Source organism: Collinsella sp. AM43-1 (genome assembly GCF_003467925.1).
Lineage (GTDB): Bacteria > Actinomycetota > Coriobacteriia > Coriobacteriales > Coriobacteriaceae > Collinsella.
Genome location: NZ_QSFR01000005.1, coordinates 35,613 through 58,119, shown reverse-complemented (window position 1 = coordinate 58,119; position 22,507 = coordinate 35,613). Strand labels below are relative to the sequence as shown.

Annotated in this window: 22 protein-coding genes; 17 read left to right on the top strand and 5 right to left on the bottom strand. The window is 66.8% G+C overall.

Translation table 11 applies throughout. The annotated features are described in order from the left end of the window. Positions 1–20: 20 nt before the first annotated feature. The 5 genes from DW925_RS03280 to DW925_RS03260 form a co-directional block, all read right to left on the bottom strand. Positions 21–1,337: an ABC transporter ATP-binding protein gene (locus DW925_RS03280; protein ID WP_117716072.1), complete on the bottom strand. Its 1,317-nt coding sequence runs from the start codon at positions 1,335–1,337 to the stop codon at positions 21–23. After that, complete coding sequence (locus tag DW925_RS03275; RefSeq protein ID WP_117716073.1) at positions 1,338–2,360, bottom strand: iron ABC transporter permease; 1,023 nt, start codon at positions 2,358–2,360, stop codon at positions 1,338–1,340. A gap of 22 nt (positions 2,361–2,382) precedes the next feature. Beyond that, positions 2,383–3,954: an ABC transporter substrate-binding protein gene (locus DW925_RS03270; RefSeq protein WP_147330247.1), complete on the bottom strand. Its 1,572-nt coding sequence runs from the start codon at positions 3,952–3,954 to the stop codon at positions 2,383–2,385. A 4-nt stretch (positions 3,955–3,958) separates the two neighbouring features. Then, positions 3,959–4,492, bottom strand: coding sequence for a hypothetical protein (locus DW925_RS03265; protein ID WP_117790350.1), 534 nt, complete (start codon positions 4,490–4,492; stop codon positions 3,959–3,961). 146 nt (positions 4,493–4,638) lie between these two features. Continuing rightward, positions 4,639–5,565 (bottom strand): sirohydrochlorin cobaltochelatase, encoded by a 927-nt coding sequence (locus DW925_RS03260; RefSeq protein ID WP_117716076.1) that lies wholly within the window; start codon positions 5,563–5,565, stop codon positions 4,639–4,641. Between the two features lie 458 nt (positions 5,566–6,023). Between DW925_RS03260 and cobM the strand changes: the two genes are divergently transcribed. The 17 genes from cobM to cobK are packed head-to-tail and all read left to right on the top strand — an operon-like array spanning position 6,024 to position 22,451. Then, the gene (cobM, locus tag DW925_RS03255) at positions 6,024–6,815 is read left to right on the top strand and encodes a precorrin-4 C(11)-methyltransferase (protein WP_117716077.1); all 792 of its coding nucleotides are present in this window, start codon (positions 6,024–6,026) and stop codon (positions 6,813–6,815) included. 1 nt (position 6,816) lies between these two features. Further along, complete coding sequence (gene cbiD, locus DW925_RS03250; protein ID WP_233508963.1) at positions 6,817–8,001, top strand: cobalt-precorrin-5B (C(1))-methyltransferase CbiD; 1,185 nt, start codon at positions 6,817–6,819, stop codon at positions 7,999–8,001. Beyond that, the gene (gene cobI / locus DW925_RS03245; protein WP_117790349.1) at positions 7,994–8,683 is read left to right on the top strand and encodes a precorrin-2 C(20)-methyltransferase; all 690 of its coding nucleotides are present in this window, start codon (positions 7,994–7,996) and stop codon (positions 8,681–8,683) included. Before cbiD ends, cobI begins: the two co-directional genes overlap by 8 nt. Next, entirely contained in the window at positions 8,684–9,817 is a 1,134-nt protein-coding gene (locus DW925_RS03240) for a cobalt-precorrin 5A hydrolase (RefSeq protein WP_117790348.1), read from the top strand. Further along, a complete protein-coding gene (gene cobJ, locus DW925_RS03235) occupies positions 9,817–10,560 on the top strand; it encodes a precorrin-3B C(17)-methyltransferase (protein WP_117790347.1) in 744 nt (247 codons plus the stop codon). Before DW925_RS03240 ends, cobJ begins: the two co-directional genes overlap by 1 nt. Beyond that, entirely contained in the window at positions 10,548–12,020 is a 1,473-nt protein-coding gene (cbiE, locus tag DW925_RS03230; protein ID WP_117790346.1) for a precorrin-6y C5,15-methyltransferase (decarboxylating) subunit CbiE, read from the top strand. Before cobJ ends, cbiE begins: the two co-directional genes overlap by 13 nt. Beyond that, on the top strand, positions 12,017–13,399 hold the full coding sequence (locus tag DW925_RS03225) for a cobyrinate a,c-diamide synthase (RefSeq protein ID WP_233540220.1): 1,383 nt from the start codon (positions 12,017–12,019) through the stop codon (positions 13,397–13,399). Before cbiE ends, DW925_RS03225 begins: the two co-directional genes overlap by 4 nt. Then, entirely contained in the window at positions 13,392–14,534 is a 1,143-nt protein-coding gene (gene cobT / locus DW925_RS03220) for a nicotinate-nucleotide--dimethylbenzimidazole phosphoribosyltransferase (protein ID WP_117776481.1), read from the top strand. The genes DW925_RS03225 and cobT overlap by 8 nt, the downstream gene beginning before the upstream one ends. After that, complete coding sequence (locus DW925_RS03215; protein ID WP_117716082.1) at positions 14,531–15,079, top strand: bifunctional adenosylcobinamide kinase/adenosylcobinamide-phosphate guanylyltransferase; 549 nt, start codon at positions 14,531–14,533, stop codon at positions 15,077–15,079. Before cobT ends, DW925_RS03215 begins: the two co-directional genes overlap by 4 nt. Then, a complete protein-coding gene (cobS, locus tag DW925_RS03210) occupies positions 15,076–15,843 on the top strand; it encodes an adenosylcobinamide-GDP ribazoletransferase (RefSeq protein WP_117716083.1) in 768 nt (255 codons plus the stop codon). The genes DW925_RS03215 and cobS overlap by 4 nt, the downstream gene beginning before the upstream one ends. 41 nt (positions 15,844–15,884) lie before the next feature. Further along, positions 15,885–16,841: a histidine phosphatase family protein gene (locus tag DW925_RS03205; protein ID WP_233540219.1), complete on the top strand. Its 957-nt coding sequence runs from the start codon at positions 15,885–15,887 to the stop codon at positions 16,839–16,841. Next, the gene (gene cbiB, locus DW925_RS03200) at positions 16,841–17,815 is read left to right on the top strand and encodes an adenosylcobinamide-phosphate synthase CbiB (RefSeq protein WP_117790344.1); all 975 of its coding nucleotides are present in this window, start codon (positions 16,841–16,843) and stop codon (positions 17,813–17,815) included. The genes DW925_RS03205 and cbiB overlap by 1 nt, the downstream gene beginning before the upstream one ends. Next, positions 17,812–19,035: a histidinol-phosphate transaminase gene (locus DW925_RS03195; protein ID WP_158565734.1), complete on the top strand. Its 1,224-nt coding sequence runs from the start codon at positions 17,812–17,814 to the stop codon at positions 19,033–19,035. The genes cbiB and DW925_RS03195 overlap by 4 nt, the downstream gene beginning before the upstream one ends. Further along, a complete protein-coding gene (locus DW925_RS03190) occupies positions 19,028–20,527 on the top strand; it encodes a cobyric acid synthase (protein WP_233540218.1) in 1,500 nt (499 codons plus the stop codon). The genes DW925_RS03195 and DW925_RS03190 overlap by 8 nt, the downstream gene beginning before the upstream one ends. Then, positions 20,524–21,039: a cob(I)yrinic acid a,c-diamide adenosyltransferase gene (locus tag DW925_RS10190; protein ID WP_117583479.1), complete on the top strand. Its 516-nt coding sequence runs from the start codon at positions 20,524–20,526 to the stop codon at positions 21,037–21,039. The genes DW925_RS03190 and DW925_RS10190 overlap by 4 nt, the downstream gene beginning before the upstream one ends. Then, complete coding sequence (locus DW925_RS10185; RefSeq protein WP_199577031.1) at positions 21,040–21,681, top strand: precorrin-8X methylmutase; 642 nt, start codon at positions 21,040–21,042, stop codon at positions 21,679–21,681. It begins immediately after the preceding gene. Continuing rightward, positions 21,678–22,451 (top strand): precorrin-6A reductase, encoded by a 774-nt coding sequence (gene cobK / locus DW925_RS03180; RefSeq protein WP_117646465.1) that lies wholly within the window; start codon positions 21,678–21,680, stop codon positions 22,449–22,451. The genes DW925_RS10185 and cobK overlap by 4 nt, the downstream gene beginning before the upstream one ends. The last annotated feature ends 56 nt before the right edge of the window (positions 22,452–22,507 follow it).

The window sequence follows — 22,507 nt, the reverse complement described above, 5'->3', positions numbered from 1 at the left end:
TCCTTAAAAGAAAGTCCAGTTTATCCTTCCCACTCCAATTGGGAATCCTCCGATGCGCCTTCGCACGCTTGCATGACCTCGATACCATGCGATCGTGCGAACTCGACGAGCTCTACGTTGCGGGCGTTTATGGTGCCGAAGGCGGCGGGGCACACGATAAGACGCGCGCAGTGGACGAGGAGCTCTTTGGCGCGGGCTATGGTTTTATCCCCGATCGGCTCGAAGGCGCGCTCGGCCACGCATTCCGCCGCTAGGTCGCGCGCAAGCTCGCAGTCGATGTCCCCTTCGTGCAGAACGCCCGCGTAGAACGCCTTGCCCTGCCGGATGAGCTGGCGAAACACAGCCGACCCCGTACCTGCGCCGGCGATGACGAACGTGTGCGCATCGCCGTGCGGGCGTCCAATTTCCACGCTGCCGAAGCGCTCGTTGAAGGTGCCATGCTGAAGGCCGTAGAGCTCGCCAATCGTCTCGCGCGTGAATATGTCCTCGGGTGCGCCGGCGCGGAAGACCCGGCCGTCCTTCACGCAAATCACCTTGTCGGCGCTTTTCTGCGCGAGCTCGAGTTCGTGGATGGACATGATGACAGCCACATTCCGCGATTTCGCAAGGTGGCGAAGTATTCGCAGCAGGTCGATCTGGTAGCGGATATCGAGATACGACGTGGGCTCGTCGAGCACGAGCACACGCGGATCCTGTGCGATGGCGCGTGCGAGCATGACGCGCTGGCGTTGCCCGTCGCTTATCTGCATGAAGTCGCACTCGGCGAGCTCTTCCATATGTGCGGTTTTCATGGCCTCGTCGACCCGACTATGGTCGTCGGGCGAGAGTGCGCCCATTCGCCCGGTGTAGGGATGTCTTCCCGCCTCTACGATATCGCGGCAGGTGAGGAGCTCGGTCCGGGGGCGATCTGTCAGCATAACGGCAAGGTTCCTTGCGAACTCCGCCGTCTTCCATCGGGAAATCTCCCGCCCGTCGAGCTCGACCGCGCCGGCAAGCGGTGCCAGATGGCGTGTGATGGTTTTCAAGATGGTCGACTTGCCCGAGCCGTTCGGCCCGATGAGCGCCACGACATCGCCCGCGCGAACCTCCAGATCGACGCCTTCGACTACGACCTTCTTGTCGTAGCCCGCCGACAGGTCGCTTATGCGGAAAAGCGGCGCTCCGTCAGCCTGCGTTTCGACCGGAGTTTCGAGGTTCGGCTCCGCTCGGAGGAGGCGTTCCTCGCGCAGTTCCGCACGAGCCGAAAGTGCCTTCTGGCGCTTTCGTGCGAGCTCAGGACTGTCTAAGCATGGAATGTCCCCTCCGAGCGTTTTGGGCCGCGGCGCGAATTCTCCCATCTACCTCACCCGCTTCTTCAACATGAGCGCGATAACCACCGGCGCGCCGAAGATGGCGGTGACAGCGCTGATGGAAAGTTCGACGGGAGAGAACAGTGTGCGCGCGATCAAATCGCAGCCCGCGCAGAAGATGGCGCCTCCCAAGAAGCACGCAGGAATCACGCGGATGGGCTTCGACGACTTTAGCGCCGACTTCACGAGATGCGGAACCGCAATGCCTACGAACGACACCGGACCAGCGAACGCGGTCACGCAGGCGGAGAGCATGCTCGCTAGAAGGACGAGCGCCACGCGGAAGCGTGCGACGTTCACGCCGACGCTTTTCGCGTAGGCTTCTCCCAGCTGGAAGGCGGAAAGGGGCTTCGATATCGCGAATACGCATGCGCTTACGGTGATCACCACGACCGTGATGACCGCGACGTCGTCCCAGCTCGAACCCGAGAAGCTACCCAAAGACCAGTTGTGCAGGTTCACGATGGACTGGTCGTCGGCGAAGGCGATGAGGAAGTTCGTCGCCGCCGAGCAGATGTATCCCACCATGACGCCCGCCACGATGAGCATGGCCATGGAACTTATGCGCCGTGCAATGAGGAGCACGAAACCGATGGTGATAAGCGAGCCCAGAAACGCTGCGGCCACCATGGCCGGCGAGGACATGGCCTGGTTTGCGCCCAGAAGTACGATCATCGTAAGCGCGACGACGAACTTTGCGCCCGAGGAGACGCCCAAGATGAACGGGTCGGCGATGGGGTTGTTGAAAAACGTCTGCAGCAGGAACCCGGAGAGCGAAAGTGCCCCGCCGAGAAGCACGGCTGAAAGTACGCGCGGCAGTCGAATCTCCCAGATGACCTGGCTTTCCATGGAATTGGCCGCGCCGCCCGAAAGGATGCCGGGGATGTGGTCTGCGGGCACGAGCACGCTCCCGATGCACAGGTTGGTCCCGACGAGCACGATGAGGGCAACAGCGAGCAGCGCCGTCACGACGCGACACCGCGCGGCGCGCCCCGATTCGTCGTATGCCATGGAAAGTCGGCTTCTCATGGTGCTAGCCGAGCTTCCTCAGATAATGGAAGTCGCTCGTGTCATCGCCGGTGAACGCCCCGTGCAGCTCGTCGATAATGTCGGCGGTAGAAGTCATCTGCTGGTACATGTCGGCGCTTGTGACCCAGACGTTGCCGTTCTTCACGGCTTTGAACTGCGACAATAGCGCGTTTTTGCCTACGAAGTCGTTCAAGGTGGCAACCGATTCGTCGATGGTGCCGTTGTAGACGATGATGTCGGCATCCTTCGCTGTCGCGTAGAAGCGCTCCATTTCGAGCGTTACTGACGAACCTGACGTCGACGCCGTCTGCGCGTCATCGAGCGCGTAGCTGCCGCCTGCAAGCTCGATCATCTGCGCCACGTAGTCGCCCGCCCGCCGCGTGACGGCGGCCCCGTTCGAGTTAATGTAGAAATACGCCACGGTTTTACCTGACGACGCGAGCCCCGACGTTTGCTCGACGCGGGCCTTCTGCTCGTTGAACAGGTGCGTGGCCTCGTCTTCCTTGTCGAACAGGACGCCGAAAAGCTTAATCCACTCGACGCGCCCGAGTGCTTTGGGCTCGCTCGACGACTGTTCGGTGAGCACGACGAGCCCGAGCTTCTGCAGCTTTTCCTTCACATCGGGCGAGTGGTTGATCATGGTGTTCTCGATGGCGAGCGTGCAGCCCGAGGCCGATATTCGCTCGTAGTCGGGCGCGCTGTACTTGCCGCCGTAGGCGATCGCCCCACTTTCGAGCGCGCTTTTGAAGCCCGCGACCGAGCAATCGTCGGCTTTCGTGCCCGACATTAAGATATTGTCGTTCGCATCGAGCGCGTCGACCAGGCACATCGTCGCCGACGACACGAGGTACACCTTGTCGGCGGGGCGCCTTATGACCGCGATGTCGGAGCTTAACCCATCAGGTACCTTCGCATCTTGCGGCACCACGAGGAAGCGCTCCCCGTTCGAAACGCAGATAAGCCGCAGGCCGCCTTCGAACTCGTCGACAGTGAAGTGCTCGGCGTATTCAAGCTGAAGCGCTCCCGTCGGCTCCCAGCCGCAGCCCAAATCGGCGTTGTGGAAGTCGGCCGCGGCGCTTGAAGCCGTTCCCGCAGGGGAGCCGCCGCTTGCATCGTCGCCCGATTTCTCCTTCATGGTGGATGAGTCGAAGTGGAGCGTGTAGTCGATGGTGTGCGGCGTCGACATGGCGACGGTCTCAGCCGACACGGCGATGTCCTCGTCGAGCGTGACGGGTATCTCGAACGTGGAGTTGCCGCCGTCGTTTACGGGCGCGTAGTCCACGCCGTCGACGGTCATCTTGTCGTAGTTCGAACTCGACCAGGTGATGGTCGCGGTGTAGGTGTCGCCATCCTTCACAATTGTGGTGGGTGAGGCGATGCTTGCGCGCCCTGACCCGCCGGAAAGCGAGACGCTCACCGTGTATTCCTGAGAGCCCGCCGTGCCACCGGTCGCGTTCGGGCTCGCACTGCACCCCGCGAAGGGAAGCGCGAGCAGGGCGACGAGAACGCAGGCGATCGCGCGCGCCGCGATGCTGTGGAGCTTCCTGTTTTCCCCCTTGGGAAGAATCGACCGCATGGCGTTACTTCAGTGCGTCGGCGCGCAGATCGACGCCGGCGGATTCGAACACAAGTGTGTGGTCGTACCACTGCTCTTTTCTAATACTCCACGCGGCACAGGCGGTGTCCTCGTCGAGCGCATCAACGGGCACGTCGTAGGTGTACTTGCCTTCCGCGTTTTCCACATAGGGGATGAAGTCGGCCTCGCTCGCGGCGGCAGCCTCGTCGCCCGTGCCCATGAAGAGCTTGCCGTAGCCCGTGCCGGAAAGCGTCATCACGCAGTGCATGGAGCCGTTTTCCACGATGAGCTGGGCGTCCACGATCCTGAACATGTTCGAGCTGGAATCTACGGTGATTGGATAGGTGCCGTCGGCCACCTTGTCGGCGGTGATGGGGGCAGCGCTTGCGCCCGCGGGCGCATCGGCCGCCTGTTCGGTCTTTTCCTGGGAATCGGCATCGCTTGCCTTTGCGCTGTCGATTGAATTTCCGGCGCAGCCGGCGAGCGAGAACGCGCAAAGCGCCGCCGACAGGGCGAAGACGAGGGTTTTCTTCAACATGGAGGGGGTTCCTTTCAATCGCTTCGACCGCCCGTGCCGTGCGGTGGGCGGTCGGGATGCGAATGCAACGGGCATGCGTCGTCAGTCGGGGAAAGGCGCATGCCCGTTGCACGGGGACGCGACCGGCGCCCCCGTGCGCGGCGAGTTTACAGCTTGGCGATGGCGTCGTCCACGTGCGAGACGTAGATGTCGTCGACCGCGACGTTCTGTCCCAGACCCTGGAGCAGGCACGTCACTTCGAAGCCGGCGGCCACGAACTTCGCAGCCCAGCTGTCGGGGTCGGTCTCGTCTGCCATGTCGTTGTTCGCGTGGTCGCCCGCGACCACCATGAACGGCGCGAGCACGGCCTTCTTGTAGCCTGCGGCGCTCGCGGCGGCGATAACATCCTCGCAGGTCGGTTCAGCCTCGACGGTGCCGACGAAGAACTGCGTCAAACCCTCGTTCTTGAACACTTCCTGCATCTTGGCATAGTCGGCGTTGGAATCGGCTTCGGTGCCGTGGCCCATGAGGCACAGCGCCGTCTCGCCGTCGTCGAAGGACGCCATGTTCTCCTTAATGGCTGCGGCCACCTTTTTGTAGTCGTCGTCGGAGGTGAGCAGCGGGTCGCCGAGCGAGATCTTGTCGAACTTGTCGGCGTACTTGTCGAGCTCGTCTTTCACGTCGGCGTATTCCAGGCCAGCCATGAGATGCGTCGGCTGCACGACGATTTCCTTCACGCCGTCTTCCACGCAGCGGTCAAGCGCCTCGGTCATGTTGTCGATCGTGATGCCGTCGCGCTTCTTCAGCTTGTCGATGATGATCTGCGCGGTGAAGGCGCGGCGGATGTCGTAGTCCTGCCAGTACTTCTCGCGGATAGCGTCTTCGATGGCGCCGATGGTGATGTGGCGCGAGTCGTTGTAGCTCGTGCCGAAGCTCGTGACGAGGATGACCGGCTTCACGGCCTTCTCCTTTTCGCTCGATTTCTCGGAACTTGCGGAGGTGCTGGAGCAGCCCGCGAGCGTGATTCCGGCGAGCGCGACGGCTCCGGTTGCTGCGGCGCCCATGAAGCTGCGGCGTGACATCTGGTCGGACATGGTTTTTCCTTTCCTCGGTTTGCCGGTCCCCCGGCGACAGTTGCTTGTCGGCACAAGCGAAAGAAAAGCGCACCCCTCGGGGTTCACAAGGAGCTAACGCCACGGCGATGCCGTGAGGAAAAGGCGAAGCAGTCTGGCTTGGGGCGCGAGGCGGTTCGCCCGCGCGTCCTATACAGTAATGTCCCTTGCCCAGGATTCCCACCTGGTTCCCTCCGCAAGCCAGCGCGGGCTGTGCGGACGCCGCGCCGGTCATTTCCTTTTATCCGATTGTCATATGCTCGTTGCCGAATCTTTTACTATGATAGTGGGCACTTGTGAACGTGTCAAAGCCAGGGCGGGCGGCATTGCGCCTCCTGCCTGCGTATTTGCGCCGATTGCCGCTTCGGGCGCCGTGTTTTGCCCGCTGCGCGAATGGCGGCGTAAACGGTTGCGATGAGAAACGGGAAGGGAAGGCTCGGATGATTCATATCGTTGGCGCAGGCTCGGGCGCCGCCGACCTTATCACGCTGCGCGGGGCGCGCCTTCTGCGCGCGGCCGACGTGGTCGTTTGGGCGGGAAGCCTTGTGAATCCCGAGCTGCTCGCTGAGTGCAAGGAACCCTGCATCGTCTACGACAGCGCGCACATGACCTTGGAGGAAGTGCTCGACGTGATGTGCGCGGCAGATGCGCGGGGCGAGGAAGTGGTGCGCCTGCACACGGGCGACCCGTGCCTGTACGGCGCCATCCAGGAGCAGATGGACGCGCTCGACGCGCGCGGCGTGGACTACGAGGTGGTGCCCGGCGTGTCGAGCTTTTGCGGTGCCGCGGCGGCGCTTCGCCAGGAATATACGCTGCCGGGAATCAGCCAGTCGGTCGTGATCACGCGGCTTTCCGGGCGCACCTCCATGCCCGCGGGCGAGGACATGCGCACCATGGCGGAAAGCGGCTCGACTATGGTCATCTTCCTGAGCTCGGGTATGCTCGCCGAGCTTTCCGCCGAGCTTTTGGCCGCGGGCCGCAGCTCCGACGAGCCGGCGGCGCTCGTGTACAAGGCGACCTGGCCTGAGGAGCGCGTGGTGCGCTGCACAGTGGGCACGATCGCCGATGCGGGCGCGCGAGAGGGCATCGACCGCACGGCGCTCGTGGTGGTGGGCCGCGTGCTCGGAGCTCGCGGCGGGCTTGCGCACAACGGCGCGCAAGCGGAGTCGTACGAGCGCAGCAAGCTTTACGACCCTTCGTTTGCCACGGGGTATCGAAAGGCGAGCAGCTAGCGTGGCCTTCGAGCACTACATATATACCGGGACAACCCGCCTGCGCTGCGGCTACACGACGGGGAGCTGCGCCGCGCTCGCGGCGAAGGCGGCCTGCGAGATGCTCTTGTCACGAAAGCCCGTCGGCCGCGTGTCGATCGTCACCCCCGGCGGGCTGCCCGTCGAGGCGAACGTGGTCGACGCATGCATCGGCGAGGGGTGCGCCCAGTGCGCCGTGCGAAAGGACGCAGGCGACGATGCCGATGTGACCGACGGCGTGCTCGTGTACGCGCGCGTGGAACATGCGGGGTCGGGCACGGGCGCTGCGGGCAGCAAGGGTGTGCCCGCGCGCGAATCGGAAGTTTCCGTCGATGGCGGCGTGGGCGTGGGGCGCGTGACGTTGCCCGGGCTCGAGCAGCCGGTGGGGGCGGCCGCCATCAACGCGACGCCGCGCGCGATGATCACTTCGGCGGTGCGCGAGGTGTGCGCCGCGCACGGCTTTTCTGGAAATATTGCTGTGACGATTTCGGTACCCGAGGGCGTTTCCCTTGCCGAAAAGACCTTCAACCCGCACCTGGGGATAGAGGGCGGCATCTCCATCCTGGGCACGACGGGCATCGTCGAGCCGCGCAGCCTCGCTGCCTTGCGCGACAGCATCGAGCTCGAGATCCGGCAGCATGCGGCTATGGGGCGGCGCGGAGTCGTGCTCACGCCCGGCAACTACGGCGGGCAGTTCATCTCGGGGCATTTCCACCTAAACGGTGCGCCGGTGGTCTTCATCTCCAACTTTGTGGGCGATGCGATTGATTGCTGCGTTCGCGAGGGATTTACCAATGTCCTTCTTGTGGGACACATCGGTAAGCTGGTGAAGGTCGCGGGCGGCATCATGGACACCCATTCGCGTACCGCCGACTGCCGCGCGGAGATTCTGGCCGCCCACGCGGCCTTGGCCGGCGCGGGCGCGAAGACCGTGTGCGAGATCATGTCGTCGGTCACGACCACGGCGGCGCTCGATGTAATCGAGGCCGCCGGCGTGGGGGACGCTGCGCGCGCCTCGCTCGCTGCGGCAATCGAGGACAGGTTGCGCCGCCGCGCGGCGGGCGCATGCGACATCGCCGCGGTCGTGTTTGACGCCGGGCGCCGCGAGCTTTTTCGCTCGTCGGGCGCCGATGCAGTTATCGGGGAATTGGGGGCGACGTATGAGTAAAGGCGTGCTGTACGGGGCGGGCACGGGGCCTGGCGACCCTGAGCTGCTCACGATCAAGGCCGTCCGCACAATCGAATCGTGTCCGGTCATCGCCGCGCCGCAGACGGCGGACGGGGCCATGGTCGCGCTTGACATCGTGCGCGGCGCCGTCGACCTTACAGGCAAGACGGTGATCCCCGTGCGATTCTCGATGACGCGCGACGCCGAGCGCCGCGCGGCCGAGCATGCCTCGCTTGTTCGCGAGCTTGTCGCGCACCTGGATGCGGTCCGCGACGTCGCGCTGCTGAACCTGGGGGACCCGAGCATCTACGCCACATTCCAGCGCATAGCGCCCGACGTGCGCGCCCGCGGGTTCGAGGCGTGCGCTATTCCCGGCGTGCCGAGCTTCTGCGCGGTCGCCGCGGCGCTCGAGCGCGACCTCACGCCCGAGATGTCGTCGCCTCTGCACATCGTGCCCGGCGGCTACGACGACGTGCGCCACGCAATCGGCTGGCCGGGGACGAAGGTGGTCATGAAGGCGCGCCGCTCGCTTGCGGACACGAAGCGCATCCTTCGCGAGGAGGGCGCCTTCGACGGTGCCGAGCTCGTAGAGGACTGTGGGCTTCCGGGCGAGCGCGTGTACCGCTCGCTCGACGATGTGCCCGATCGGGGCAGCTACTTCTCGACGATGGTGGTGCGCTAGATGAGGATTTCCTGCATAGCGTTCACTGAGAGGGGGTATGCGTTGGCGGGGCGCGTCGCACGTGCGCTTTCCGATTGCGCGCAGACAGGTGAAGATGACCCTGGCTGGAACGTTTCCGTTTCGCGCGGGTTCGGCGAGGGGAAGGCCGACCTGCGCGCATGGACGGCGCTCGCGTGGGAAGCGTCGGACGCGCTCCTGTTCGTGGGCGCGGCGGGCATCGCCGTGCGGGCGATCGCGCCGCATGTCGCCTCGAAGGCAAGCGATTCCGCGGTTGTGGCGATCGACGAGGCGGGGCGCTTTGCCGTCCCGCTTTTGTCGGGGCATTTGGGCGGTGCGAACGAGCTTGCGCAAACTGTGGCACGCGCGGCAGGGGCCATCCCCGTCATCACCACGGCGACCGACGTCCGCGGCGTGTGGGCGGTGGATACGTGGGCGCGCTGTGCGGGGCTCGCCGTTTCGAATCCCGAGGCCATCAAGCGAGTGTCGGCGCGGCTGCTTTCGGGCGGGCGCGTGGCGCTCTATTCCGACATGCCGATTTCGGGACAGCCGCCTGAGGGGGTTGACATTGCGTCCGACCGCGCTCGGGCCGATATCGTCGTGTCGCCGTTCGCTGGCGCGAATGCAGGTGCGTCCCTTCGCGCAGCGGAGACGACGGGCGATGTTGTGCCCGCCGGTGAGACGGGGAAGCCGGCGGGCGTGCGGGCGCAGGAGCCTGCGCCCGAGCCGCTTCGCCTTGTCGTGCCCTGCATCGTTGCGGGCATAGGGTGCCGTCGCGGTGCGTGCGCCGAAGCGATCGGGGAGGCGTTTCTTCTCGCGTGCGGGCAGGCGGGTATCTCGCCTTCGGCCGTGCGCGAGGCGGCGACGATCGACGTGAAGGCGCACGAGGAGGGTCTGCTCGCCTTCTGCCGCGCGCGCAAGATTCCGCTTGCGACGTATTCCGTAGAGGAGTTGTCGCAGGTCGAAGGCAGCGTTTCGCCATCTGATTTCGTGCGCGCGACGGTGGGGGTCGACAACGTGTGCGAGCGCGCGGCGCTCGCGGACGGGGGCAAACTTATCTTCCCGAAGCTCGCTCACGGCGGCGTGACCGTCGCGTTTTCCAAGGTAACTATCGAACTTTCGTTTAAGGAGCTGTGATGGGAAAGCTCTTCGTGGTGGGGATCGGCCCGGGCGGCCCCGACGGCATGACGATTGCGGCTCAGCGCGCGCTCGAGGCGGCCGACATCGTTGTGGGGTACACGAAATACGTGGAGCTCGCGCTCGCCGCCGTGCCCGACGCGGCGCATCTCGCGACGCCGATGATGCACGAGGTCGAACGGTGCCGCCTGGCGCTTTCGCGCGCGCAGAGCGGAGAAGCCGTGGCGCTTGTGTGCAGCGGTGACGCGGGCGTGTACGGCATGGCGAGCCCCGTGCTGGAGCTTGCTGAGGACTACCCCGATGTAGACGTGGAAGTTATCGCCGGGGCCACCGCGGCTCAGAGCGGGTCGGCGGTGCTCGGCGCCCCGCTTGCCCACGACTTCGCGGTCGTGTCGCTCTCCGATCTGCTCACGCCGTGGGAGGTCATCGAGCGCAGGCTCGCCGCCGTGGCGAGCGCCGACTTCTGCATCTGTTTGTACAACCCGCGCAGCAGAAAGCGCGCCGACAGGCTCTCGCGCGCGGCGAAGATTATGCTCGAATGGAAGGCCCCCGACACGCTCTGCGGCTGGGTACGCAACATCGGACGCGAGGGGCAGCAGTCGGGCATGTGCAGGCTCTCCGAGCTGGGGGAGTTCGACGCCGACATGTTCACCACCGTGTTCGTCGGCAACGCGGACACGAAGCGCGTAGGCGGCCGTATGGTCACGCCGCGCGGGTATCGGGAGATTCCATGCGAAAGGTAACGATCATCGGGGCGGGGCCCGGAAACCCCGACTTGCTCTCGCGCGCGGCGCTCGACGCGATCGACATCGCCGACGTGGTCATCGGCGCTCATCGCGCGCTTGTCAGCATCGACGTGCCGCCCGACGTGGTGAGATGCGAGCTCGTGAAGACGGCGGACATCGTCGCCGCGCTCACCGATGCTGTGTCGTGGCAGCGCGCCGTGGTCGTGATGACGGGCGATGTGGGGCTGTTCAGCGGCGCGCGCCGCCTGGTGGAGGCGCTCTCCGGCGACGCGCAGGTGGACGTGCGCGTCATTCCCGGCATAAGCTCAGCGTCGTATCTCGCCGCGCGCCTCGCGCGTCCATGGCAGGATTGGCGCTTCGCGAGCGCTCACGGCGTGGCGTGCGACATCGTGGCCGAGGCCGAGCACGCAGGTGAGCTCTTCCTCGCCACGTCGGGCGGGGAAGACCCCTCGCGGCTTTCGGGCGAGCTTGTGCAGGCGGGCTTCGGGGACGCGCGCGTGACGGTGGCCGAGCGCCTGTCGTACCCCGACGAGCGCATCACCTGCGCGACCGCAAGTGAAATCGCAGGTCAGACGTTCGACGACTTGAACGTGATGCTTATCGAGTTCGCAGGCTGCGCCGGGTCGCCTGCGGGCTCTAGCGCAGCCTCCGAGGCGCCGGCCGGCGCGTCTGCGCCCGCGGCTGCTTCTTTCGCGGCGGACTCTGCGGGCGCATCCCGCGCCGCGAGCTCCCGCTGGCCGTACGCTTCCTCGGGCATTCCCGACGAGCTCTTCATCCGCGGCGACGTTCCCATGACCAAGCAGGAGGTGCGCGCCGTCGCGCTCGCGAAGCTGCGCCTTACCGCGACCGACACCGTGTGGGATGTCGGCGCCGGCACGGGGAGCGTGTCGATCGAGGCGGCGCTCGTCGCGCGAGCGGGGTCGGTATGGGCGGTCGAGCGCAACGCGGCCGGCGTGCGGCTCATCCGTGAGAACGCGGATGCATTCGGGTGCGGCAACGTGCATGCGGTCCCCGGTGTCGCCCCCGAAGCGCTCGCGAAACTGCCTGTCCCCGACGCCGTGTTCGTCGGCGGGAGCGCGGGCGAGCTTCCCTCCATCGTGGAGGCGGCGCTCGAGAAGAACTCGCAGGTTCGCCTGTGCGTGCCATGCGTCACCGTTGAGACGCTCACCGAGGCGTGCGCGCTCCTCTCGGGTTCGCGCTTTAAGGGGTTCGAGGCGTGCCAGGTGTCGGCCGCCCGTGCCGAGGCTGTAGGCTCGCACCATCTTATGAAGGCGCAAAACCCCGTGTTCCTCGTCAGTGCGCGCGGTGCGAGCGCGGATGCCGAGGAGCTTGCCGAAGTCGGCGCGCTTGCTGAGTCGCCTTTCGGGGAGAACCCCTCTGTCGAGGGGAACCCATCCGTTGAGGTGGTCTCGCTTACTAACTGCAGCGCCGCAGGTGGGGAAGGCGGCGCCCGGTGAGCACGTCCATCCCGCGCTTCATGGTCGCTGCGCCCTCGAGCGGGAGCGGCAAGACGGTCGTAACGTGCGCGCTCCTGCGCGCGCTCGCGCGCCGCGGCATTGCATGCGCGGCCTTCAAATGCGGCCCCGACTACATTGACCCGCTCTTTCATCGCCGCGTCGTGGGTGCGCGCTCGGGCAATTTAGACGGCTTCTTCACCGACGCCCCGACGCTGCGCGCCCTGCTCGCACGCGGCGCCGCGGGCGCGGATGTCGCGGTGCTCGAGGGGGTTATGGGCTTCTACGACGGCATGGCGCCCGGCGTGGCCGACGCGAGCAGCTACCAGGTTGCGCGCGACACGGAAACGCCGGTCGTTTTAGTGGTGAACGGGCGCGGGGCGTCTTTATCGCTCGCCGCTGTAATCCGCGGCATCGCCGAGTTCCTGCCTTGTGCGAACGTGCGCGGCGTCGTGCTGAACAAGACGAGCGCCGCTGCCTGCGCCTACGCGGCGCCTGCGATCGAGAAGCACACGGGCGTCGCGGTTTTGGGGAATATCCCCGCCGACGAGGCGTTCTCGCTCGAAAGCCGGCATCTGGGGCTTGTGACCGCCGACGAGGTCGAGCAGCTCTCCGCGCGCATCGACAAGATGGCCGAGCTGGTGGAAAAGAGCGTCGACGTCGACCGCTTGCTCGAAATGGCGGCGACGGCACCCGATATCCGCGAGGAACCTTACCGGTTGGAGCCGATCGCGGGAGCGCGGCCCATCGTCGCCGTTGCGCGTGACGAGGCGTTCTCGTTCTACTACGAGGAGAACCTGCGCGCGCTCGAGGATCTGGGTTGCGAGCTGGCCTTTTTCAGCCCCCTGTGTGATAGCGAGTTGCCCCGGGGGACAAGCGCCCTCTATCTGGGGGGCGGCTACCCGGAGCTCCATGCGCGGCAGCTCTCCGAGAACGCGCCGATGCGCGAGGCGGTGCGGCGCGCGGTGGAGTCCGGCATGCCGACGGTCGCCGAATGCGGTGGGTTTCTGTACCTGCAGCGCGAAATCGCCGATAGCGAGGGGCGGCGCTGGCCTGTTGCGGGCGCCCTTGAGGGCGCAAGCGAGAACGGGGGAAGGCTGTCCCATTTCGGGTACGTGGAGCTTACTTCCCAACGCGACGGGCTCTACGGGCCGCGCGGCACACGCATCCGCGCGCACGAGTTCCACTACTGGCAGTCCACCTGCCCGGGCGGCGACTTTTGGGCGCAGAAGCCCCGGCGCGACAAGGGCTGGCCGTGCATGACGACCACCCCGTCCCTGGTGGCGGGCTTCCCGCATGTGTACTATCCTGCTAACCCCGACGTTGCGCGCGCGTTCGCGTCTGCCGCAGCGTCGTTCGCAGAGAGGAGACGGCATGGCTGAAGCAACCGAAACCGCGCTTGCCTGCATCCGCGAGGAAGTCGAGCGAGCGTTCTCGTCGGCTCCGGGCGCCGTGCTCGAAGCCGCGCTTTCCCGGATCGCGCCCGCAGACGAGTGCGCCCGTGCCGCCGCGTACGCCGCGTGGGACTCCATCGCGCACCCCTTGGGGGGATTGGGCGACTTTGAAGACGCCGTCGCGTGTATCGCCGCAGCTCAGGGGAGCGCCGAGGTGGCCGAGTTTCCCCGTGCGCTCGCGGTATTCTTCTCCGACAACGGGGTCGTTGCCGAAGGCGTGTCGCAAAGCGGACAAGACGTGACGCGAGCCGTCGCGCGTAACATGTGCGAGGGGGCCGCGAGCGCCTGCCGCATGGCGGCGTTCGCGGGTGCCGAGGTCGTGCCCGTCGACGTGGGTATGGCCCGGGGCATAGAAGACGCGCGCATGGTGCGCGCGAACGTGCGGCGGGGGAGCGGCAACATCGCTCACGGCTCCGCTATGTCTCGCGATGGGGCCGTGCGCGCGATCGAGGTCGGAATCGCCGTCGCGTGCGGGCTTGTCCGCGCCGGCGTGCGCCTTCTCGCCGCGGGCGAGATGGGCATCGGCAACACGACCACCTCGGCGGCGGTGGCCGCAGTGCTCATCCGGGCGGACGTGCGGAGCCTCGTCGGGCGCGGCGCGGGGCTCTCGGACGCCTCGCTCGCGCGCAAGCGCGACGTGGTCGAGCGCGCTATCGACGCGAACTCGCCCGATCCCGCCGACCCGATCGACGTGCTCTCGAAGGTGGGCGGCTTCGACATCGCGGCGATGTGCGGCTTCTACCTGGGGGCCGCGGCCTCGAAGGCGCCGGCGCTCCTCGATGGGGTTATATCCTGCACGGCGGCCCTGTGCGCGGTGCGCCTGTGCCCCAACGCCTTGGGCTACCTCGTGGGCACCCACGCATCAAGCGAACCCGCAAGCCACGAGCTCCTTCGCGAGCTCGGCATAAAGGCGCCCCTCGACGCAGGCATGCACTTGGGCGAGGGCGCGGGCGCCATGGCGTATCTGCCCCTTCTGGATTCGGCGCTGCGCGTGTACCGGGATGGGAAGACGTTCACGGCGACTGGCATGGCTGCTTACGAGCATTTCGAGGCCGGGAAATGACGGTGACGCTCGTCATCGGCGCCGCCGCGAGCGGCAAGAGCGCCTACGCCGAGTCCCTGTGCCTCGGGCAGGACGGCCCCCGCGTGTACCTGGCAACGATGGAGCCCTTCGGGGAAGAGGGCGCCCGCCGCATCGCGCGCCATCGGGCGCTGCGCGAGGGCAAGGGGTTTTCCACCCTCGAGCGCACGCGTGACGTGGGCGACGCAGTGCCCGGGCTTCCGCGCGGCTGCACGCTTCTTTTGGAGGACGTGGGCAACCTGGTTGCGAACGAGCTTTTCGCGGAAGGCGGCTTGTCCCCACGTGACCCCGACGCTGCGGCGCGCGAGGTGCTCGGAGGCATCGAACGGCTCGCTCAGGCCGCTGCGTATACGGTGGTGGTCACCGTCGACGTGTTCGCCGATGGGATGCGCTACGATGAGGGGACCGAGGCATGGAGGCGCGCGCTCGCGCGCGTGAACGCGGGCGTGGCGGCGCTGGCCGACCGCGCAGTCGAAGTGGTATGCGGGATTCCCGTGTGGATGAAAGGTGAAGGACCTACAAGGTGAAGATAGCAGAGGCAATCGGCGCGGCGTTCGGAACGTTCTCGCGCATCCCCGTCCCGAAATCGGCCTGGACCGATTTCGGGTCAACCCATGCACTTGCCGCGTTTCCCCTGGTGGGCCTTGCGGAAGGCTTCCTCATGACGGCGTGGGGGCACGTGGCGAACCTGCTCGGCGTGCCCGCGACCATCGTCGCGGCCGTGCTCGTGGCGCTGCCTGTGGCGGTGACGGGAGGCATCCACCTAGACGGGCTCTGCGACACCTCCGATGCGCTTGCAAGTTGGGCCCCGCGCGAGCGAAAGCTCGAGATCATGCACGATCCGCGGGCGGGCGCCTTCGGGGTCATCGGTGTTGTTGTGTACCTTATTCTGCAGTTTTCCCTTTTCACCGCGTTGTCGCTTACGGCGGGGGCGTTCCTCGCGCTTCTGTGCTCGCTCGTGTTCTCCCGCTCGCTTTCGGGGCTCGCCGTTGAATGCTGGCCTGCCGCGCGTGCGGACGGCATGGCCGCGGGGCTCTCACCTGCTAAGAAGCGCGCGGCGATCGTCGTGCCGCTTTGCGCTTTCGCTGCGGCTTCGGCTGCAGGGATGGTCGCGTGCGCTCAGGCCGTCGGCGCCCTTATGGCGGTGGCGGGGCTTTTGGTGCTCGCGTGGTACCGCCATGTTGCCCTGTCCCGCTTCGGCGGGGTGACGGGGGATTTGGCCGGATGGTTTCTGCAATGGGCCGAGCTCGCGATGCTTGCCATGCTGGTGGCGGGGGGCATGCTCCTATGATGCTCGTGGTAGGTGGCGCGCATTCCGGGAAGAGGACCTTCGTGCGCGAAAAGCTCGGGTTCGCGGCGGACGATTTCGTCGACGCGGCGCAGTTTGCGGAAGGCGGCGTGCCCGCGGCTTTTGCCGGCCGTGTCGCTTACTGTGCTGAGGAACTCGTACGCGCGCTCGACGCTGACCGGGCGCTCGAGCGGCTGATCGGCTTCGACGTAGTGATTCTGTCCTTGGTCGGCTCGGGGGTCGTCCCTATGCGTGCGGAAGACGCCCAATGGCGCGAGCGCGCGGGGCGCCTGGGATGCGCGCTCGCTGCGCGCGCCGACGTCGTCGTGCGCATGACGTGCGGGATTCCCCAGGTCATCAAGGGAAACCTTGATGATGCGCCTCGAGGGACGCAGGGCGCGGGCGCGCCTTTGGAAGTCGTCTTCGTGCGCCATGGTGCCACGGCGGGCACGGAAGACCATCGCTACAGCGGGGCGGGCACCGACGAGCCCCTGTCGAGCGCGGGCGAGCGCGCTTTGCGCGACCTCGCGTGCTATCGTGACGTGTTCCGTGTTATCACGAGCGGCATGGCCCGCACCGACCAGACGGCGCGCATCCTCTTCCCGAACGCGGAGCTTATGGCGTGCCCCGGTCTGCGCGAGATGGATTTCGGCGACTTCGAGGGACGAGGCGCCGCCGAGCTTAAAGAGGATGCGCGCTACCGCGCCTGGGTAGACTCCTGGTGCGAGACGCGCTGCCCGCATGGCGAGGGCAAGAACGATTTCACCCGCCGCGTCGTCGCGGCGTTTCGGGAGGCGTGCAAATCGGAGCGTGCCCAGGGGAGTGGGCGCGCCGTCTTCGTCGTTCACGCGGGTACCGTGAAAGCGCTGCTCTCCGAGCTAGCTGTCCCGAAATTTGGATACTTCGACGTGCATACCGAGCCGGGCGGCGCATGGTCTGCCACCTGGGATGGGCACTGCCTTCGCGATGTTCGCCCCGTTTCGGGGGGCGATGCCCGGTGATGACGATTCTTGCTGTCGTCGCCGGGTTTGCGGCCGACCTTGCCTTCGGCGACCCGCGCTGGCTTCCCCATCCCGTCGTCGCCATGGGGCGCGCGATCACGTGGGCCGAAGGCCGCCTGCGGGGCGCATTCCCGCAAACGTCCGCGGGCACGCGCGCCGCAGGTCTTGTGCTCGCCGTGGCGCTTCCGCTTGCGTGTGGGCTTTTGACCTGGGGCATCCTGCATCTTTGCGGCATGGTTCACTCTGGCTTGCGCTTCGTTGCCGAGGCATGGGCGAGCTATCAGATTCTCGCGGCATGCGAGCTGCGCCGCCAGAGCCTGGCCGTGGCCCGCGCGTTCTCGAAGGGCGGCCTTGTCGCGGCGCGCGAAGCCGTCGGGCTCATCGTGGGACGCGACACGTCTGTTCTCGACGAGCACGGCGTCGCGCGTGCCGCCGTGGAAACGGTGGCGGAGAACGCGAGCGACGGCGTCATCGCGCCGCTTTTCTACCTTATGATCGGGGGTGCGCCCTTGGGCATGGCGTACAAGGCAGTGAACACGCTCGACAGCATGGTGGGCTACAAAAACGAGCGCTACATCGACTTCGGCTGCGCCTCGGCGCGCCTCGACGATGCGGTGAACTGGATTCCCTCGCGCTTATCGGCCCTGATCATGATCGCCGTGTGCCCGATCGTCGGGCTCGACGCGCGCGGGGCGGCGTGCATCTGGCGCCGCGACAGGCGTCGCCATGCGAGCCCGAACGCGGCACAGACTGAGTCAGCGTGCGCGGGCGCGCTCGGGCTGCGCCTGGCAGGACCCGCGGTGTATTTTGGCAAGCTCGTTGAGAAACCGACGATAGGCGACGCGTCCCGTGAAATCGAGTGGGGCGACATCGCCCGGGCGACAAGGCTCATGCTCGCCGCGTCCGTATGCGCGCTCGTCGTCTTCGGTTCCGCGCGCGCGGCGGTCGTGCTCGCCGTGGGGGCGATGGCATGAGGGAAGACCACGTCGCGCTCCGGGCTGCCGGGGGAATCCTGCGTGCCCGTGCGCATGGGGGTAGCACGCAATCGCTCGGCATCGCTTGCGAAGGGGGCGCCTCCGACCTCATTGACTTCTCGGTGAACGTGAATCCGGCAGGCCCCTCGCCGCGCGCCGTCGCCGCAGCTTGCAAGGCGCTTTCTCGAATCGACGCCTACCCCGATAGGGAAAGCCTCGCCCTCGTTCGCGCCCTAGCGCGCGCCCAGGGCATTCCCGAAGATACTATCGTCTGCGGCGCGGGCGCGTCCGACATCATCTGGCGGCTCGCCGCGGCGGTGCGTCCGAAACGCGTCGTCGTGTGCGCGCCGACGTTCTCTGAATATGCGGAGGCGGCATCGTACTACGGCGCATGCGTTCAGGAGTTCCCGCTCTCCGAAGCGGACGACTTCGACGTGCCCGCCTCCTTCGCCCGCGCGATCGAGGGGCCGGGAGACGTGGCGTACCTCTGCAATCCGAACAACCCGACGGGGCGTCTCGTCGACCCCAGCGTGATCGATGCCGCGGCTTGCCGCTGCGAGCAGGTGGGCGCGCTGCTCGTCCTGGACGAGTGCTTTCTCGGATTTGCGCCCGACGCCCGCGAAAGGAGCGTGGCCGCACGCGCCGCGTGTTCGCGCCATGTGGCCGTGCTCTCCGCGTTCACCAAGCTCTACGGAATGGCGGGCTTGCGGTTGGGATATCTGATCAGCGGAAACGCCCAACTCATCGAGGGGATTCGCCGGGCGGGGCAGGCGTGGCCCGTCTCCTCGGTCGCCGAGGCCGCGGGCATCGCCGCCCTGGAAGACGTTGAATACGTCTCGCGCACGCGCGATGTATTGGCGGGCGAGCGAGCGTGGCTTTCCCACGAGCTCTCCTCGCTCGGGCTTTCCGTCGTGCCATCGGATGCGAACTTCCTTTTAGTCCGCACGCCGGCGAAAGACATCCCCGAGCGCCTGTATAAACAGGGGGTTTTGGTCCGCACGTGCGACTCGTTTTCGGTACTGTCCCGTTTCTGGTGCCGCGTCGCGGTGCGCACGCGCAAGGAGAATGCCCGGCTTGCGATGGCGTTCAGCCGCGTGCTTCGGGCGGAAGGTGCATCGGGCGAAGGCGAACCCGACGAACGGGGCGGCGCTTCTTGCAGCGGCGCTATGGCGGGCGCGGATGGCCGAGGCTCGGCGAAGGAGGTCGATACCCGTGGGTAGGGCGAAGCCCATCATGATCCAGGGCACCATGTCGAACGCGGGGAAGAGCCTGCTTGCGGCGGGGCTGTGCCGTGTGCTTTCGCAGGACGGCCTGCGCGTGACTCCCTTCAAGAGCCAGAACATGGCGCTCAACAGCGGTGTCACGGCCGACGGGCTCGAGATGGGGCGCGCCCAGATCATGCAGGCCGAGGCGTGCGGCATCGCGCCCGACGTGCGCATGAACCCCATCCTTCTCAAGCCCGAAAGCGACCACCGAAGCCAGCTCATCGTGGCCGGCAAGGCGCAGGGAGCCTTCGCTGCGAGGGACTACTTCGCGCGAAAGAAGGCGCTCATGCCGCAGATTTTGGAGGCGTTCGATTCGCTCGCGGAGGAAAACGACGTCATCGTCATCGAGGGCGCCGGCAGCCCCGCCGAAATCAACCTTGCCGAAAATGACATCGTCAACATGGGGCTCGCGCGCGCCGTGTCCTCCCCCGTGCTGCTTGCGGGCGACATCGACCCGGGCGGGGTATTTGCCCAGCTCTACGGCACGGTCGCGCTCCTTGCGCCCGAGGACCGCGCGCTTTTGCGGGGGCTTGTGGTAAACAAGTTCCGCGGCGATGTGGAAATCCTGCGCCCGGGTTTGGCCCCGCTCGAGAAGATGTGCGGAGTTCCCGTCGTGGGTGTCGTGCCGTATCTTACGCTCGACCTTGACGACGAGGACTCGCTCGCGCCGCGCCTATCTGCCCGCGAGGCGCGCGGCGTCATCGACGTCGCCGTCGTGCGCCTTCCGCATTTGTCGAATTTCACCGACTTCGACCCGCTTTCGCGCGTGCCCGGCGTGGGCGTGCGCTACGTTTCCTCGACGACCGATCTGGGCCGACCCGACCTGGTGGTGCTTCCCGGCTCGAAGACCACGCTCGACGACGCGCGCTGGCTTGCGGCTAGCGGCATCGGAGCCTGTGTACGCGCGCTTTCGGGCGCGGGCACGCCGGTGCTCGGCATATGCGGAGGCTACCAGCTTTTGGGAGACGAGCTTTCCGACCCGCACGGCAGGGAAGGCGCTGGCACCGCGCGCGGGCTCGGGCTCATCCCTGCAAGTACGGTGTTCAAGGAGGAAAAGCGCCTCGCCCAGTCGGAGCTGCGCATCACGGGCGCCCAAGGCGCGTTCTCGGCGTGGAACGGCATGACGGCGCGCGGGTACGAGATTCACGACGGCGAAACGACCGTCTCCTGCGCCCCTGCGGGCACAATTGGCGGCAAACCAGAAGGCGCGGCCTGCGGAAACGTGTTCGGAACCTATCTCCACGGCCTGTTCGACGAACCGGGGGTTGCGCTCGCCCTCGCGCGCTCGCTCGCGCGCATGCGCGGCCTGCCCGAGAGCGTCGTGGGTGCTGCGGGCGCGGCGTCCGCGGCCGATCACCGTGCGCGCGAGTTTGACCGCCTGGCCGACGTCGTGCGCGGGGCGCTCGACATGGAGTATGTCTACCGCATTATCGAGGAGGGCGCATGATCCACGTGTATCATGGCGACGGCAAAGGCAAGACCACGGCGGCGATGGGCCTCGCCCTTCGCATGCTCGCTGCAGGCCGCCGCGTCGTCGTCGTGCAGTTCCTGAAAGACGGCGAAAGCGGGGAGGTGCGCCTGCTCGCCGAGCATTTCGGCGTGCCCGTGTTCGCGGGGAAGGTGTCGGACAAGTTTACCTGGTCGATGACGTCGGAAGAACTTGCCGCGACGTGCGAGCTGCACGATGGGAACCTCGCTTCTGCGCTCGCCGAGCTCGAGGGCGCGCAAGAGGGACTGCTCGTGCTCGACGAGGCGCTCGACGCGCTTTCGAAGGGGCTTGTCGACGAGGCGCTCGTGGACCGCGCGCTCGATATGTCCGCGCGCGGCGTCGAAGTAGCGCTCACCGGGCGCGCGCCTTCCCGCAAGATCGTGGAGAAGGCCGACTACATAACCGAGATGCGGTGCGAGAAACATCCCTACGAGCAGGGGATATGTGCAAGGGAAGGAGTGGAGTACTAGATGGATTCCAAGGAGATGGCGCCCGGCGACATCGAGCGGCGCAGCTTCGAGATCATCACCGAAGAGCTTGGCGGCCGCACGTTCCCGCCGCTCGAAGAGCCCGTCGTGAAGCGCGTCATCCACGCCACTGCCGACTTCTCGTACGCCGATTCCCTCGTGTTCACCCATGACGCCGCGCACTGTGCGCTCGAAGCACTGCGCGCAGGGGCCACGGTGCTCACCGACACGAACATGGCGCTCGCAGGCATAAGCAAGCCCGCGCTCGAGAAGCTCGGCTGCAAGGCCGTGTGCTACATGGCCGACCCCGATGTCGCCGCGGCTGCGCGCGCCACGGGCACGACTCGCGCCGTTGCGAGCATGGACAAAGCTAGCGGCATCGAGGGTCCGCTCATCGTGGCCGTCGGCAACGCTCCCACAGCACTTCTGCGCCTCGCCGAGCTCATGGACGCGGGGAAGATCGCGCCCGCGCTCATCGTTGGGGTGCCGGTCGGGTTTGTGAACGTGGTCGAGGCGAAAGAGGAGTTACTCGCGCGACGCGTGCCGGCCATCGTCGCGAGGGGTCGCAAGGGCGGCTCGACCGTGGCGGCCGCCATTATGAACGCGCTGCTCTACCAGATCACGCGCACGGGTGGCGCGAAGTGACGGCCCCCGCATCCGTGCCGGCGCTGCGCATCTTCGCCGGCACCACCGAGGGCCGCCTTCTGTGCGAATGGGCGAGCGGGGCGGGCATCCCCGCCCGTGCCTACGCGGCAACCGAGTACGGAGGCGAGCTTTTGGGTGAGCTTCCGGGCATCGAGGTGCATGCGGGCAGGCTCGACGATGCCGACATGGAGCGCGAGCTTTCCGGCGCGCGCATCGTCGTCGACGCCACGCACCCCTTCGCTACGCTCGCAAGCGACAACATCCGGGCCGCTTCGCTCGCCGTGGGTGCACGATGCCTGCGCCTTGCGCGCCCGGTCGAGGCGCTGCCCAAAGGCATCGTGCCGGTCGCGTCGATTGCCTGCGCGGCGCGCTTTCTCTCCGAGAACCCGGGTCGCGTTCTTCTCACGACGGGGAGCAAGGAGCTTGCCCCCTACACGCGCGTCGCCGATTTCGCGGAGCGCTTCTTCGTGCGTGTGCTCCCGCTGCCCGGTGCTATAACGAAGTGCATCGACGCGGGGTTTTCGCCGTCGCATGTCATCGGCATGCAGGGGCCCTTCACCCGCGAGCTCAACGAGGCGATGCTTCGGCAGGTGGGCGCCCAGTGGCTTGTGATCAAGGACTCGGGAACCGTAGGCGGCACGGCCGAGAAGCTCGCCGCAGCGCGCGCCGTGGGAGCGCGCTGTATCGTGGTCACCCGTCCCGCCGAGGGAGGCGGGACCCTTTCGCTTCGGGAAGTGGAAGATGCGCTCTTACGGGAGTTCGCGCGCTAGGCGCTCGCCGCGCCTAGCGCGCCCTCCCGCCCGCGAGGAGGATCGCCCCGAGCAAG

Coding starts and splice junctions, on each gene's coding strand:
- DW925_RS03280 (WP_117716072.1), bottom strand. CDS start 1,337: ATGGGAGAATTCGCGCCGCGGCCCAAAACGCTCGGAGGGGACATTCCA.
- DW925_RS03275 (WP_117716073.1), bottom strand. CDS start 2,360: ATGGCATACGACGAATCGGGGCGCGCCGCGCGGTGTCGCGTCGTGACG.
- DW925_RS03270 (WP_147330247.1), bottom strand. CDS start 3,954: ATGCGGTCGATTCTTCCCAAGGGGGAAAACAGGAAGCTCCACAGCATC.
- DW925_RS03265 (WP_117790350.1), bottom strand. CDS start 4,492: ATGTTGAAGAAAACCCTCGTCTTCGCCCTGTCGGCGGCGCTTTGCGCG.
- DW925_RS03260 (WP_117716076.1), bottom strand. CDS start 5,565: ATGTCCGACCAGATGTCACGCCGCAGCTTCATGGGCGCCGCAGCAACC.
- cobM (WP_117716077.1), top strand. CDS start 6,024: ATGATTCATATCGTTGGCGCAGGCTCGGGCGCCGCCGACCTTATCACG.
- cobI (WP_117790349.1), top strand. CDS start 7,994: ATGAGTAAAGGCGTGCTGTACGGGGCGGGCACGGGGCCTGGCGACCCT.
- DW925_RS03240 (WP_117790348.1), top strand. CDS start 8,684: ATGAGGATTTCCTGCATAGCGTTCACTGAGAGGGGGTATGCGTTGGCG.
- cobJ (WP_117790347.1), top strand. CDS start 9,817: ATGGGAAAGCTCTTCGTGGTGGGGATCGGCCCGGGCGGCCCCGACGGC.
- cbiE (WP_117790346.1), top strand. CDS start 10,548: ATGCGAAAGGTAACGATCATCGGGGCGGGGCCCGGAAACCCCGACTTG.
- cobT (WP_117776481.1), top strand. CDS start 13,392: ATGGCTGAAGCAACCGAAACCGCGCTTGCCTGCATCCGCGAGGAAGTC.
- DW925_RS03215 (WP_117716082.1), top strand. CDS start 14,531: ATGACGGTGACGCTCGTCATCGGCGCCGCCGCGAGCGGCAAGAGCGCC.
- cbiB (WP_117790344.1), top strand. CDS start 16,841: ATGACGATTCTTGCTGTCGTCGCCGGGTTTGCGGCCGACCTTGCCTTC.
- DW925_RS03195 (WP_158565734.1), top strand. CDS start 17,812: ATGAGGGAAGACCACGTCGCGCTCCGGGCTGCCGGGGGAATCCTGCGT.
- DW925_RS10190 (WP_117583479.1), top strand. CDS start 20,524: ATGATCCACGTGTATCATGGCGACGGCAAAGGCAAGACCACGGCGGCG.
- DW925_RS10185 (WP_199577031.1), top strand. CDS start 21,040: ATGGATTCCAAGGAGATGGCGCCCGGCGACATCGAGCGGCGCAGCTTC.